The 14,630-nt window shown below is 41.8% G+C and carries 16 protein-coding genes; 9 read left to right on the top strand and 7 right to left on the bottom strand.

All coding sequences use genetic code 11. The annotated features are described in order from the left end of the window. Nucleotides 1-47 precede the first annotated feature (47 nt). The 6 genes from petJ (IM676_RS05725) (at nt 48) to IM676_RS05750 (ending at nt 4,597) form a co-directional block, all read left to right on the top strand. Complete coding sequence (gene petJ / locus IM676_RS05725) at nt 48-386, top strand: cytochrome c6 PetJ (RefSeq protein ID WP_200989316.1); 339 nt, start codon at nt 48-50, stop codon at nt 384-386. A 252-nt stretch (nt 387-638) separates the two neighbouring features. Then, entirely contained in the window at nt 639-1,565 is a 927-nt protein-coding gene (locus IM676_RS05730) for a tetratricopeptide repeat protein (protein WP_200989317.1), read from the top strand. Nucleotides 1,566-1,703: 138 nt separating this feature from the next. Beyond that, the gene (locus IM676_RS05735) at nt 1,704-2,582 is read left to right on the top strand and encodes a magnesium transporter (RefSeq protein ID WP_200989318.1); all 879 of its coding nucleotides are present in this window, start codon (nt 1,704-1,706) and stop codon (nt 2,580-2,582) included. A gap of 111 nt (nt 2,583-2,693) precedes the next feature. Beyond that, complete coding sequence (gene petJ, locus IM676_RS05740) at nt 2,694-3,029, top strand: cytochrome c6 PetJ (protein WP_200989319.1); 336 nt, start codon at nt 2,694-2,696, stop codon at nt 3,027-3,029. A gap of 56 nt (nt 3,030-3,085) precedes the next feature. Beyond that, entirely contained in the window at nt 3,086-4,105 is a 1,020-nt protein-coding gene (locus IM676_RS05745; protein WP_200989320.1) for an aldo/keto reductase, read from the top strand. Nucleotides 4,106-4,132: 27 nt separating this feature from the next. Further along, nucleotides 4,133-4,597 (top strand): VOC family protein, encoded by a 465-nt coding sequence (locus IM676_RS05750; protein WP_200989321.1) that lies wholly within the window; start codon nt 4,133-4,135, stop codon nt 4,595-4,597. Nucleotides 4,598-4,662: 65 nt separating this feature from the next. On the opposite strand, the gene IM676_RS05755 is transcribed toward IM676_RS05750, so the two are convergent. The 3 genes from IM676_RS05755 to lgt all read right to left on the bottom strand — a co-directional run bounded on the left by IM676_RS05755 (nt 4,663) and on the right by lgt (nt 6,949). Further along, a complete protein-coding gene (locus IM676_RS05755) occupies nt 4,663-5,016 on the bottom strand; it encodes a phenylpyruvate tautomerase MIF-related protein (protein WP_200989322.1) in 354 nt (117 codons plus the stop codon). An 82-nt stretch (nt 5,017-5,098) separates the two neighbouring features. Continuing rightward, nucleotides 5,099-5,905, bottom strand: coding sequence for a precorrin-4 C(11)-methyltransferase (gene cobM / locus IM676_RS05760; RefSeq protein WP_200989323.1), 807 nt, complete (start codon nt 5,903-5,905; stop codon nt 5,099-5,101). A 183-nt stretch (nt 5,906-6,088) separates the two neighbouring features. Then, entirely contained in the window at nt 6,089-6,949 is an 861-nt protein-coding gene (gene lgt / locus IM676_RS05765; protein WP_200989324.1) for a prolipoprotein diacylglyceryl transferase, read from the bottom strand. A gap of 481 nt (nt 6,950-7,430) precedes the next feature. Here lgt and coaD point away from each other — a divergent pair, with 481 nt between their 5' ends. Continuing rightward, nucleotides 7,431-7,922 carry a pantetheine-phosphate adenylyltransferase gene (gene coaD, locus IM676_RS05770; protein WP_200989325.1) on the top strand — a complete coding sequence of 164 codons (492 nt, stop codon included), beginning with the start codon at nt 7,431-7,433 and terminating at the stop codon, nt 7,920-7,922. Beyond that, nucleotides 7,892-8,557, top strand: a complete 666-nt coding sequence (locus IM676_RS05775; RefSeq protein ID WP_200989326.1) for a DivIVA domain-containing protein — start codon at nt 7,892-7,894, stop codon at nt 8,555-8,557. Before coaD ends, IM676_RS05775 begins: the two co-directional genes overlap by 31 nt. Nucleotides 8,558-8,629: 72 nt before the next feature. On the opposite strand, the gene IM676_RS05780 is transcribed toward IM676_RS05775, so the two are convergent. The 4 genes from IM676_RS05780 to IM676_RS05795 all read right to left on the bottom strand — a co-directional run bounded on the left by IM676_RS05780 (nt 8,630) and on the right by IM676_RS05795 (nt 13,302). Beyond that, nucleotides 8,630-9,958: a TldD/PmbA family protein gene (locus IM676_RS05780; RefSeq protein WP_200989327.1), complete on the bottom strand. Its 1,329-nt coding sequence runs from the start codon at nt 9,956-9,958 to the stop codon at nt 8,630-8,632. A 100-nt stretch (nt 9,959-10,058) separates the two neighbouring features. After that, nucleotides 10,059-11,495, bottom strand: a complete 1,437-nt coding sequence (locus IM676_RS05785; RefSeq protein ID WP_200989328.1) for a TldD/PmbA family protein — start codon at nt 11,493-11,495, stop codon at nt 10,059-10,061. 117 nt (nt 11,496-11,612) lie between these two features. Beyond that, nucleotides 11,613-12,008: an IS200/IS605 family transposase gene (tnpA, locus tag IM676_RS05790; RefSeq protein ID WP_200989329.1), complete on the bottom strand. Its 396-nt coding sequence runs from the start codon at nt 12,006-12,008 to the stop codon at nt 11,613-11,615. Nucleotides 12,009-12,153: 145 nt separating this feature from the next. Further along, complete coding sequence (locus tag IM676_RS05795; protein ID WP_200989330.1) at nt 12,154-13,302, bottom strand: AI-2E family transporter; 1,149 nt, start codon at nt 13,300-13,302, stop codon at nt 12,154-12,156. A gap of 168 nt (nt 13,303-13,470) precedes the next feature. Between IM676_RS05795 and IM676_RS05800 the strand changes: the two genes are divergently transcribed. After that, nucleotides 13,471-14,514, top strand: a complete 1,044-nt coding sequence (locus tag IM676_RS05800; protein WP_200989331.1) for a CobW family GTP-binding protein — start codon at nt 13,471-13,473, stop codon at nt 14,512-14,514. Nucleotides 14,515-14,630 lie beyond the last annotated feature (116 nt).

Genomic DNA, 14,630 nt, shown 5'->3' on the forward strand with positions numbered 1-14,630 from the left:
GTCAAGGGTCTTTGTCAGCAATTAACCGTTTTTGAGGAGAACACAAAATGAAAAAAATTATTTCTCTGATACTTCTAACCATAACTATCTTTACCTTGGCCTTTAGTAGTCCAGCTTTAGCAGCAGATACTATTAATGGAGCGAAAATATTTAGTGCTAATTGTGCTGCTTGTCATGCTGGTGGGAGAAATTTGGTTCAAGCTAATAAAAGTTTGAACAAGAATGATCTAGAAAAATACAATATGTACTCCCTAGAGGCCATTATTAGTCAAGTTACAAATGGCAAAGCTGCTATGCCAGCTTTTAAGGGTCGTTTAAAACCAGAACAGATTTCTGATGTATCTGCTTATGTCTTAGAACAAGCAGATCAAGGTTGGAAGAGGTAGATTCCTCCAGCTTTGGGGGACTCTACTAAATCAGGGTATAACCTTAAATGCTGCAACCGCTGCACTCGCTCTCCCTTTTGCTGGATCAGCATTAGGGAATAATGCCTTTCTGACAATTGGTAACGAAGCATCTCAAATGCTGTGGCTTGCGTGTGGTATTAGTTCACCCAAGTCTTAGTCAAAAATTTAACAATTAGGGGTGATTTTTGCCCCGTTAATCCAACTTGGCCAAAATTGTTAACCAGGATGCTTATGACTTATTTCTGGCGATTATTCCTGACTCTCGGGCTGGCTTTTCTCCTCAATTGTTCAAATACCATTGCATATTCCTTACCCATTGTCAATAGACTTACAGTCAGTGATTTTTTAAGTCTGGATGTAAATAATATGCAGAGTGGTAATTACCAGCCAGCAGGAAAAAATTTTCACCAAGTGCCGCCACTTCAGGCAAATGATGCTTTAGCTGACACTGATCGATGTCAAACTCATGTGCAATTACAAGATTACCACCAAGCAATTATAAATTGCAATCAAGCTATAAATTTAGCCCCAGATAATTGGCAAGCCTATTTACTCCGAGGACTAGCACATTATAGACGAGGCGAGGATTCAGCTGCCATAGCCGATTATAATCGGGTGATCGCTCTTGAGCCTGTTGATTTTCGAGCTTACTACAACCGGGGTCTAGCCCATACCGGTGAGGGAAAATACTCCCAGGCTATTACTGATTATAATTTAGCCCTAACTCAAATTCCCTCAACCACAAGTTTATTCCTCGCCGAAATCTACAATGATCGAGGTTTAGCCTACTTACTCTTACAAAACTATCCAGCTGCTATCCTCGACTTTAATCGAGCAATTCGCCTCAATGACCAGGATCATAGAGCTTACTTTAATCGTGGTTGTGCGGAGGGCAGAAATGGTAATAACCTGAGTGCCATCCGTAATTTTTCCCAAGTTATCAAACTTGAGCCTGGCTATGCCCCAGCTTACCTAAATCGGGGTATAGCTCGATATGATTTAGGATATCATCAAGGCGCGATCGCCGACCTGAAAAAAGCATCTGAATACTTTCAAAATCAAGGAAAAAGTATCGCCTATAAAATAACTATCGACTTACTTCACAATTTGCAACAAAAAATCGAATTGCTCACGGAAATCGCACTGTTATACCCTTAAGGAAATTCAGCAAGAAAATATTTCTAGCTAGAGGTAGAAATATATTAAGTCTGTTCAACATTAGTGATAATACTCGTTACTATTGATATGAGTGACCATCAAAAAGATTAATTATCCCATCCTATGTATGACTCATCGATGGACTCCTGCGAAGAAGTGGAAACTGGGGAGGATGCTCCACCGTTACCATTGCCTGAACAAGGGAACATCCAGGAGAATCAAAATATATTCGGTGATCAAACAATAACCGACATAGCCACAGAAATTACTAAACTTCCCTGTGGTTGGCAGGCTGAAGCCTTCTATAAGCTACCGAGAAATCAAGCGATCGCAGTTTATCAATACCTGAATAGTAGCGTGCAAGAACGCCTCAGAGAAGACTTTCACAAACAAGACACCTTAAATTTTACTGCCGAATTATCCCCCCAAGAGCGCCGACAACTCTTTGAATTACTGTACACACCTAACCCCCAAGAGAATGAGGAACATAGCCCCCTAGGAATTGTCAAACGGCGCTTAGGTTGGCTGTTCATTCTGCTGGTTGCCAGTACCAGTACTACAGCTGTAATTAAAAGCCAGCAAGAGATTTTGCAGCAAGTAGTTGTCCTGGCTAGCTTTATCCCCCTTCTGATTGCCTACGGAGGAAACGTTAGTACACAAACAGCCACAGTTGTTGTACGTGCGCTCCATTCCCAGAAGTCTCAATTCAACGCTCTGATAACACAAGTTCTTTACCGAGAGATGACCGCTGGTATGATTATCGGGGTAATTCTGGGAATCCTGGTAACAGGGGAAGCATTACTATTACAAGATAATCCCATTGTGGCACTAGTAATAGGCATAAGCCTCTTTGCTATTTCCCTCTTAGCCAGTTTCTGCGGCTCCATGCTGCCATTCTTCTTCCAGGTGCTAGGATTTGACCCAGCTTTAATGTCTGCTCCTTTAGCTGCTACCCTTGTAGATGTAGCGGGAATCCTAATTTACCTGCAAATAGCACGGTTGATATTAGACATTTAAATCAAGCAAAACCTTTTGTGAGTGGGTATCTTACCTGCTCATTAGCGTAGGTTGACAAGCTCCCCTATGATATTGATAGCCACATCAGTATTCAGTATTCGGAGTAATTTTGTGCACAGACTACTCATATTGCCCATAACCACAATATTCCTATTCATAAATACTTTTACCTTCCCTGTTATGGCAGCAGACATCAATCATGGGGCAGAAATTTTTAGTATTCATTGTGCCGGATGTCATATCAACGGCGGTAACATTATCCGACGGGGAAAAAACTTGAAAAAGCCAGCCCTAGAAAAATATGGTATGAACACCATAGAAGCAGTCACATCTATAGTCACCAACGGCAAAAATAATATGTCAGCCTACCAAGACCGCCTCACCCCAGAGGAAATACAAGCAGTAGCCTCATATGTACTCCAACAAGCCGAAACCGGTTGGCGTTAAACACCCACAACTGATATCTACATCTGTGGTTCCTATAAAAATCAAAGATTAAAAATATGCCATTACCACTACAAAGCCGACTGCAATTCACCCCCGACCTAAATATTTGTCGCATCTTAAATGGGATGTGGCAAGTTTCCGGCGGACACGGACGCATTAACCCCAAAACCGCAATAGACGCGATGTTTCAATACATGGATGCAGGTTTTACCACTTGGGACTTAGCAGACCATTATGGACCGGCGGAAGATTTTATTGGTGAGTTTCGCCGTCAAGTGATTAAAACCCGTGGTGAACAGGCTTTAGCTGGGATCCAAGCCTTCACCAAATGGGTACCTCGTCCGGGAAAAATGACCAAAAAGCTCGTAGAGGAAAATATCAACATTTCCCTCAAAAGGATGGATGTAGCATCTTTGGACTTGATGCAGTTCCATTGGTGGGAATATCGAGACCCCAATTATCTAGATGCCCTTAAGTATATGGCAGAACTACAAACTGAGGGTAAGATTAAGCATTTAGCCTTAACTAACTTTGATACGGAACACCTGAAAATTATTGTCGATGCAGGGATTAAAATAGTTTCTAATCAAGTACAATTTTCTCTGGTTGACCGCCGTCCCTTAGTCAATATGGTCTGGTTTTGTCAAGAGCATGACATCAAACTCTTTACTTACGGTTCTCTGTGCGGTGGTTTGCTATCAGAGAAATATTTGGGTAAACCAGAACCGCGAGGAAATGAATTAACTACGGTTAGCTTAAGAAAGTATAAAAATATGGTAGATGCTTGGGGGAATTGGCAGTTATTTCAAGAACTGCTATCTACACTCAAGCAAATTGCCCAGAGGCATAATGTCAGTATTTCTAACGTAGCAACACGTTATATTTTAGATCAGCCATCTGTGGGAGGGGTGATAGTTGGCGCAAGATTAAGTATATCTGAACACATAGAAGATAATGAAAAAATATTTAGTTTTACCCTAGATACACAGGAGAGCGATCGCATTAATTCTATTTGCAGCCAGTCACGGGATTTATATCAATTAATTGGCGACTGCGGCGACGAGTATCGGCGATAACTACAACCAACAGGAGCAGTTTCTAGTATGCAACCTAGCACTACCCCCAAACCCAGCCTTATAGGCGGGAATCTCCGTTCTATCCATCATATTGCCCTCAATGTCAAGGATATGCAAGCTTCACGCTACTTCTACGGTACTATTTTAGGTTTGCATGAACTCACTGGGGAGGAGGTACCAGCCACCTTAGTAGAACTGGTGAATACAGGGAAAGTCGCTAACTTTGTCACTCCCGATGGGACAATTTTAGATTTATTCTGGACACCGGAATTATCACCACCAGATCCCAATCCAGAAAAAACCTTTACCAGAGCATACCATCTCGCCTTTGACATAGATCCGCGATTATTTGAGTCAGCTGTCACAGTCCTGAGAGAAAATCACATTCTGATCGCCCATGGGCCTGTGACTCGTCCTACAGGTAAAGGTGTATACTTTTATGATCCCGACGGGTTTATGCTAGAAATTCGCTGCAATCCCACATCAGACTAAAAATCTCAATTCCTCTGGTGGTTACACCCTGCTGAAGCACAACTCGCAGGGTTGCATCAAATTGATTAACCAAAAGTTGAGTTATTCCAACCCCACATTGTAGCCTTAACATCCACAAATTCTATATAAATCCGATTTTCAGGGACACCTAAATAATGGTGAATCTTTTGGCAAAACTCATGAGTCATGGCTTGAGTTTGCTGATGTTTCATAGTCCCTATACTTTTAATTTCAATATAGCAAGCCGGGTCTGTAGTCCCTGCAAAAGTCATAGGAATATCCGACTCAAAGGCGGTCATCACGTAAGATTCAGGTTTGCCTAAATGTTGTGCTAACTTGCTGGATAAGTTCTTGAGCATGCTTTCAACATCTGCTCTGTGAGGCATAGATACAGAAGTTTGGACTTTGAGTAAAGGCATAGTATTGAGTTAGAATTACAGTTTTTGTGAATATCCTTAACTTTATCGAACTCCGGGGAAAATGGATATAGCTGATAGATGTTTAATTATGGGTTGAGCGAAATATATGACTGTGTTCGGGATGGTATAAACGCGATCTCCGCCGGGAGGGAGTATCCCATGGCTGTTGTCCTGGTACAAGTGCTGGACTAATGATATAAAGTGTGGTACGAATTAGGTTATGTTCATGAGTAGAGTTTGCCATTTCCCGCAATGGCACAACCATGATTTTCTCATCAGGCCAGCCCACGCGAAAGCAAATGGCTACGGGCGTATCCTCGGGATAATGTGCTAAAAGTTTGGCTTGGGCGGTTTCTATGTGACGCGCACTTAGATATAAACACAGACTAGCTTGATGTGCTGCTAGGGAGGCTAACTCCTCCGTGGGGGGGACGTGAGTCCGTCCACTGATGCGCGTGAGGATAATGGTTTGGACTAAACTGGGTACAGTTAACTCAATTTTGAGCTTCGCCGCTGCAGCTTGAAAGGCGCTAATACCAGGGATGATCTCAAAGGGGATATTAGCCTTAGCTAAGAGTTGCATTTGCTCATGAATAGCACTGTAAAGGCTGGGATCTCCAGAATGGAGACGGACTACAGATTTTTGCGATCGCACCGCTGCCCTCATCAGTGCTAAAATTTCCTCTAAGGTCTTATTTGCAGTGGGGATAATTTCCGCATCTTCTCCACATAAATTTACAATTTCTTCTGGTATTAAAGAATCAGCAAATAAAATTACATCTGCAACCGCCAGGAGTTTCTGGGCTTTGACTGTTAGTAACTCCGGATCTCCTGGTCCTGCTCCCACAATATAAACTGCTGGTTGGAGAATATCTGGATTATTTTTCATACAAATAATAATGATTTATTTTCTGTAATTTACGCGAGATATAAATGACAAAAAGCTTTTTTTGGGATTTTGGCTTTAAGTTTCCGGATGGTTCTTTAATTATTAGTAGAGATGAATGGTAGATGCACCCTGGTTAGGCCCTAGAGTTTACTCTAGGGCATTTTTTCCCTATATATCCCTTATTTATTCATCCCCATTTAGCAGAATCACATCAGGTAAAGAGCGTTTAAATAAGTACATCCAACCTAACCCTGCTAGACTCAATACTATAGCAATTAAACTCACAACTTGGGCAATCCGCAATGATCCCAGCATTAAACTGTCAATGCGAAAACCCTCAATCCAGAAGCGACCTAAACTGTATCCCACCACATAAAATAAAAATATTGTCCCTAAACGCCACCGTGGTTTCCCAGATAAACCACGAAAAAATAAAGTAATTAATAAGGCGAATACTATTAAATTCCACAGTGATTCGTAGAGAAATGTGGGATGGAAATATTCAAAATTAATTAAAGCTGGAGGACGGTTTTGGATAGGAATATATAGCTTCCAAGGTAAATTGGTAGGAACACCAAAGGCTTCGGAATTAAAGAAGTTTCCCCAACGTCCAATTGCTTGTCCTAAAATCAGCGAAGGGGCGACTAAATCAGCTAATTGCCAAAAAGAAACCCTATTGAGTTTAGCAAAGATTAAAGCTGCTAAAGTACCACCCATAATCGCTCCGTGAATGGCAATACCTCCTTGCCAAATAGCGATAATTTTCTCTGGATGCTGCTCATATTCTGACCATTGAAATAAAACATAATAAAGCCGCGCTGCGGGAATCGCTCCAATCACTAACCAAATCGATAAATCAGCAATCAAGTCTGGGTTAACATGACGGCGCTTTGCTAGATACTGGGAAAGGCTCACACCAGTGATAACTGCTATGGCAATTAATAATCCATACCAGCGGATACTGATGGGCCCTATGTCCAGGATGACTGGACCGGGAGACGTAAATTCAAATGCTAAAGGCAAAGTGTAAATATCCAGTCCCATATGAATTACTAGTTTTGATACGTAAAGACCCTGAATATAATTTCAGGGGATATCAGGTAATTAATAGATATTATGGCAGTAGCTGCCATGAAAGCCCTAGGAGGTGTTTACACCAGAGTCATTTTGTGTTAAAGTTATCCTACCAGGTAAGGGTAATCAACCTAATCATACCCTATGTCGCCTAACAGGTCACACTGTGCCTTGACAATTAAGTCTTGCTGGTTCTACTTCCAAGTTCTAGTACCACCACAGAAGTAGGTAAAATACTCACAGGTGCTAGACCACCAGTATTAATACCAAAACAACATTTGCAGTTGTGCAACTAGGGTAAGACAGACCCAAAGTTAACGCTTGTGGAGAGAACCACCTCTAGAACAAATACCGCAAGGAATTGATTCTAAGTGGACTCGTTGAATCAAGAATCTCTGTGTCCTTTGACCGGGGAGTGTCAATAGAGTAGCTTTGGTATATTGAAAATTTTGTGATTGCTATTTATCCCGGTAGCTTTGACCCCATCACTTTAGGTCACCTTGATATCATTAAGCGTGGTAGTCGGCTGTTTGAGCAGGTGATTGTTGCTGTACTCAGGAATCCTCATAAAGTACCACTGTTTACTGTACAGGAAAGATTAAATCAAATTCGTCGCACGACTCAACATCTGACTAATGTGGAGGTTGACAGTTTTGACGGTTTGACTGTTAACTATGCCCAACAACGACACGCACAAGTTTTATTACGAGGCTTACGGGCAATTTCCGACTTTGAAGTAGAGCTACAAATGGCTCATACTAATAAAACTATTTCCACTCAAATAGAAACTGTTTTTCTGGCGACATCTAATGAGTATAGTTTTTTGAGTAGTAGTGTGGTAAAAGAGATTGCAAGATTTGGCGGATCTGTTGATCATCTTGTTCCCCAAGAAATTGCTCTGGATATATATAAATGCTACAACCACACTTCTCCGACGAATTGAATGACAACGGTACCTATCCCCCCGCGGAAGAGTATACCAATGGAACCGAAGGCGTAAATATTATCGAGGAACTTAATCGTTTAGAGGATTTAATTCTCTATGGTTTTTGTATTCCTTTCACTGGACGCACTATAGTTGATGAAGATAAGCTGATTGAACAAATCGATTTTATTCGCCTTTCTTTACCAGGGGTTTTTCAGGAAGCAACTTTTGTGCTGCAACAAAAGCAAGAGGTTATCCAAGAAGCTCAAGAGTATGGAAGGCAAATTATTGAAGCAGCTCAAGCTAAACGAGGGCAAATTTTAGCTGAAAGTGATATTCTCCGCGAAGCGGAACAAAAGGCCCAGGAGTTGCGCAGACAAGTTCAGCAGGAGTGCGAGGCGATGATGCAAGCAACTCTGGCGGAAATTGAGCAAAAGCGCCGCAGTTGTGAGGAGGAGTTGGAGCAGCTGCGCCGAACTGCTGTAGCTCAAGCCCAAGAAATCGAAAATGGTGCGGATGAATACGCTGATACTGTCCTGGAAAATATGGAGAAGGATTTGCAGGATATGTTAGGTATTATTGTCAATGGTCGCCAGCAGTTACGCCGTAATATGTCTCCTACGGGTAGTTCACACTCTCCCCACCAGAAATAGATGATTTTCATCTGTGTTTATTAGTCAAGGTATCAATTTAAGGTTTAAATGTAAGAACATAAAAGTAATTTTCTATAAAGTGTAGGTAAAGTCATTTACTAACATTCCGGGAACTAAACTACCCCCTAATTGGCGACTCTCATAAGTTCCCACATTGGGGATAAATTCTTGGAAGTTGGTAAAGTCTACAAGATTATCTCCCCAAAAACGATAGAGAGTTTCATCAAAGCGTAAATTTTCAATAGGGGCGATGATTTCGCCGTTTTCTACCCAAAAACAAGCATAACGAGTCATCCCGGTAATTCTCCCGGTGGGGCGATCGCTCCAGTTGAGATAATGTAAATTGGATATATATAGTCCTGTATCTAATCTCCTGAGAATTTCATCAACGCCTAAATTACCCGGACTGATGTGGGGCGATCGCAAGGTTTCCGAGCTATTAGCACCGTTGGCGATTTTACCGTATTCCTTGGCGGTGCGAGAATTAACTAGAGTATTAACTAAAACCCCCTGTGTAATTATGGGTAACTCAGGAGCTACCATTTCTCCTAATTGATTAAATCGGGGTACAAACCCCTGTTGAAAGTTTTCTTTTAAAGTAAATTTAGGGGAGAGTTGTTTTTCTTGGCGTGATAGCATAGCCAAAGCACTGCTTCCCTGTTGTAAATCAGCCTCACTTACCGCTGACCAAGAAAGCATATCTAATAAATCTGCTACCGCTGCGGGAGCAAAATAAGTTTTATACTGTCCCGGTGTCAATTGTTTAGCTGGACGGGAAAGTAATTCTAGTTGGGTTTTAGCTGCGTTCATCTTGGCGATGTAAGCGCTTTCATCCCAATGACTACCAGCAAGGATGACTTTAACCGCTTGTCCACGGGTATCAAATAGGGAATAATCTAAGGTAAAGGTATCAGTGGTGAACCAGTGTTTTTGACCTTGAGAATCAGCATAGCCTTTAATGACTAACCCTCCGGCATAAAGACCAGTAAAGTCTAATTCTCCCACCTGGGCTAATATAGTTTGAACTACTGAATCTGGTGGTAATAATTGCCCAGAATTGACTTCGCGACTAATATTATTTCCTGATGGTAATACTAAATGGGGGTCAAGGGGTAAAACTTTCAATTCTTCCCGCAGTTCGAGTAATGCTGTGTATGCTGCGAGGGAGTCTATTTCCCTGTTTCCTGTTAAGGGAAAACAGCGAAAGCTGCGGCGCTGATTTTCCATTAAGGTCAATTCTATGGAACCGTCAGCAACTACACCTGTTTGTCTGACTTTCCCATGATTGAAACGAGTAAATTGGCTGTGTTCACTGCTGAGTATGAGGGTAAATTGTTCGGTAGCTGTTTTTTGTATGAGTAGTGTTTCTATAAGTTGATTGAAGCTGTTTTCTAAGGTCATGGGGTGTTTTGGATGGGGAATTTCTGGGAGTAGTTAGGGATGAGGGGGTTGATATAGCAAAAGTAGCAGGATTCTTGTGGGTGGGGTAATTTGCAGTTGTTTAACCACCCCCAAAAACCTCGACATTAGCAAATACACACAGGGGGGAACCATGTCCTACCCAAATGGCTTGGTTGGGTTCACCTTTACCACACATGGCGGTACCATACATTTCCCAGGTGTCGGCATTGCCTATGTGGGTGAGACTGTGCCAAAATTCTGGAGTGGTGGCTCTATAGTTGGGGTTCCGTAGGGTTTTAGTGAGTTGACCGTTTTCAATTAATTTGGCATATTCACAACCAAATTGGAATTTATAACGGCGGTCGTCTATTGACCAGGAGCGATTGGATTCCATGTAAATGCCATGTTCTATACTGCTAATAATTTCCGCTGTGGTTTGCTTCCCTGGTTCTAGGTTTAAGTTAGCCATGCGGTCTATGGGGGGACGGTTCCAAGAACAAGCACGAGCGCAAGCTACACCGGGTATATTGGCTCTAGCTTGGCTTTCCAAGCTACCTAGTCCCCTTTGTAGTACGCCTTCTTTAATCACATATTCTTTTGTGGCTACTGCGCCTGTATCGTCAAATCCGTAGCTAGCAAATTCACCGGGTACGGTGGGGTCAAAGGTGATGTTCATCAGTGGTGAACCATAAGCTAGGTTACCAAAGTCACTTGGTTTCACAAAGCTCCCCCCTGCGTAGTTGCGTTCGTCTCCTAGAATTCGGTCAATTTCTAAGGGATGTCCGACGCTTTCGTGAATTTGCAGCATCATTTGGTCTGGTGCTAGGAGTAGGTTGGTGCGGGTGTTGGGACATTCTGTGGCGGTTAGCAGTTCTACTGCTTGCTCCCCAACTTGCTGCACTCGCTGCCATAATTGCTCTTGTTTTAATAGCTCCCATCCGCCTTGATAGCAGTGTGCTTGCCAACCATTGTTACTGCGTTGTTGGACTATTGTACCATCTTGGGCGATCGCGCCATAATGGGTTCCTAATGAGACAATTTTTTGATATAGTTCGGAGCCGTTACTGCTGACAAACCAAGTTTCCATCTCGGTGGTGGTGGCGCTGGCTGAGGTTTGGACAATTTTGTCATTAACTTTTAATGTCTGACATACACGTACCAGGAAATTATTGATTTCTCCAGGACACAAACCATCTAAGGGTTCCAGGTAGGGTGAGTTATATTCCCCCACGACTTTGGGGCGTTGATTGGTGTTAAAGGGATATATCCACCATTTGCTAGCTGCTAGCGCTTGTTGATATGCTCTATGGGCTGCTGCTTGTAGTGATGGTATTTCTAGGGAGTTTGTAGCTGCATAACCAATACAGCCATTAACTAGGACTTCTACCATGGCTCCGATGGTGGAGGATTTACCGTTGATTTGGGGTAAGCCATCCCGCACATTGCGAGTGGAGCAGCTTGTTTTGACGGCTCTCATTCCTACCCAATCTGCTGCAATGTTGAGATGAGCGATCGCTTGTGTCAGTTCAGACCACATATTGATAGTAAATTATGAATAGGTTAATTACAAGTTAATTCTTTATACTACAAAATTAGAACAGGTAAACCCCAAGCACCCGCACCAAACTATACAGATGCGGGAATATGTTTATTCCTAAGAGGATGTTTGACTATAATCGGAAACAAATGCAGTGCTGACTTTGCCCGTGGTATCAAATATATAAGAAGGTCTCCACAAGTTGGGTAGTCTGCGTAGCTCCGGAAATTCCCGGCGCAAAATTCTGCAAGAACGACCTTGAAAGGCTTTTACTACTTGAGCAATAGAGTGATGGTGGTCATACTCAATTTGTAAATAAACTTGATCTGGCGAGATTTCTAGAGCTTTAATCATCCATTTTTTGTCATCAGCAACAGTCTGAAAGACTTTAATACACTGCTGCTTGAGAAGTGCGCTCTCACCAAATATTCTTTCATGTCCGTAGGTCATCCAGATCAAGTGAACACTGACTAAGCCAATGGCATCACTGTAATGATTGTATAGAGGTTGCATTTGGATGTCTATTCTTTTTTTGCCAGAACAATGGTATCATATTTACATTATGTCTAAAGTAGAACTTAACAAAAAGCTTACATTGTCTATTGTAAATAGATGTATTTGCTGACCTGAGAGTGTATATCAAGGTGTAATCTAAAATTTAATTTTCCGTTCTAGGAGAGACAGGATCTGATATTGTGGCCCCATCTGAATTTGATTGATTATCTGAAGTTACAGATAAGTTGCAAACAGCAGATTTTTCTTCACTTAACAACTTCGGCTGTAAATAAAGATTCTCGACAAGTACACCTACACCCGCTACCCAAGGGGGGACAATGACAGCGCCAATAATTCCTAAAACCTGTGTTCCTCCCAGTACAGCTAAAAGTTGATATAAAGGATGCACTCGCACCGAAGAACCCACTAACAGGGGGTCAAGAACATAAGTTTCTATGTTTTGAATAATCACAAATAACAGCAATACCCACAGAAAAGTTAAACCACTTTGGGGAATAGCGACAATTAAAGCTGGAATGGCCCCTAAGACTGGACCGACAAAGGGAATTAAGTTAGTAAACCCCGCAATTACACCTAGAGCTAAGGCAAATTCTGACAGTCCTAAAATCCTCAATCCCACGGTAATCACAATACCGAGAATGGCGGAAACTAAGACTCGTCCTTGAATATATCCTCCCATGCGGCGAGAAATAGGGATAACTTGCTCCCTCAGACGTTGGTCCCAAGGTTGGGGAAACAGACTCACCAGACCTTTAATTAAGTTTTGACTTCCAGCTACCATATAGGCGGATATGACCAGGGACAAAATCAGATTAACTACCCCGCCAATAAAGCCACGAGTAAAGCCGAAGGAACGCACAACTAGCTGTTGACTCGAACGCAGTAACCAATTAGCTATGGACTGGAGGTCAAAAAATTCTTCGACTGACTCTATTTGAGTGATTCCCAGGCGCAGAGCCAAATTTTCAGCAGCATTCCACAAATTATCTAAATATATCGGTAGTCTACTAGCTAGTCGCTGAATTTGTTCAGAAACCGATGGCCCAATGATTAAGCCAGCCCCAATTAATCCAGAAATTAGGCTAACATAGACAATAATTACCCCTAGCCAACGGGGAAGACGTATTTTTTCCGCAGCGTTGACTAGGGGGGCGATCGCAGATGCCAAGACTACGGCAATCATTAAAATTACTAGTAAGCTCCGTAATTGCCACAGGAGAACGACGAAGAAAAAGGTGGCAACAATCAGGAAAAGGTCAGATAAGTAAATAGACTTACGCGGTTCGGACATATTTGATTATGTAGTCATTAGTGATGAGAAAATTCCAGAGATGGCAGTGGGATTTTATGATTATGATCGGTAATAATAGGGTAAAAAGGCAGAGACCGCAGTTGCCTATTTCTAGGCTAGTGCGACAGATAGGAATTAACATTATTTTTGATATTTGATTACATCTCTATGGAAACATTTGTTACTCCCCAATTAAACAAAATGGATGCACCGAGGCAAGGAATACCAGTGACAATTATTACTGGGTTCCTTGGTAGTGGCAAGACGACTTTATTAAATCATATCCTTAGTAACCAACAAGGTTTAAAGACTGCGGTTTTAGTCAATGAATTCGGGGAAATTGGGATTGATAATGAGCTAATTGTCTCCAGAAAAGAGAACATAGTGGCTCTGAACAATGGTTGTATTTGCTGTACTATTAACAATGATTTGGTAGATGCAGTTTACCAAGTCTTAGAAAGGGAAGAGAACTTAGATTATTTGGTGGTGGAAACTACGGGGTTGGCTGACCCGTTACCGGTGGCTTTAACTTTTCTGGGTACGGAGTTACGAGATTTAACCCGTCTGGACTCAATTATTACGGTGGTAGATGCAGCTAACTACAGTTTGGATTTATTTAACTCTGAAGCGGCATATAGTCAAATTGCCTATGGTGATATCATTATCCTGAATAAGGCAGATTTGGTTGATGAGCAGGCTTTGAATGATTTGGAACGGAAAATCAATGATGTGAGAGAAGGTGCTAGAATTATCCGTACGCAGCGATCGCAAGTTCCACTGGGTTTAATTCTCAGTGTGGGCTTGTTTACCTCTGACAGGTATTTTCAGGAAGTGGATGACCATGACCACTCAAAGTGTGACCATGACCATGATCACCATAACCATGATCACCATAACCATGATCACCATTTAGAAAATGATGGTTTCAGTTCTATTTCTTTTGAAAGTGGCCAGCCTTTTAGTATTAGAAAATTTCAGTATTTCTTAGATAACGAATTACCGACAAATATTTTCCGAGCTAAAGGAATTCTCTGGTTTGAAGAAAGTCCTAACCGTCATATTTTTCATCTGTGCGGTAAACGGTTTACTTTAGATGATGATGAATGGAGAGGTACACCCAAAACCCAGTTAGTGCTAATTGGTCAAAATTTGGATGAGGAAGGTCTGATTTTTCAGTTAGAAAACTGCATTTGTGTAGGTTCTCAAAAGTAACCATAGTAAATGTCAATAAGTGAGGTACAGGAGTTTTACCATTTAAATTTTTACCTTATATACTGAGAAAATGCTGAGGTGGGAAGCCCACAAAGGTGGGTTTTTCCATGCTTTTT

The sequence above is a fragment of the Anabaenopsis elenkinii CCIBt3563 genome (assembly GCF_015245355.1).
Lineage (GTDB): Bacteria > Cyanobacteriota > Cyanobacteriia > Cyanobacteriales > Nostocaceae > Anabaenopsis > Anabaenopsis elenkinii.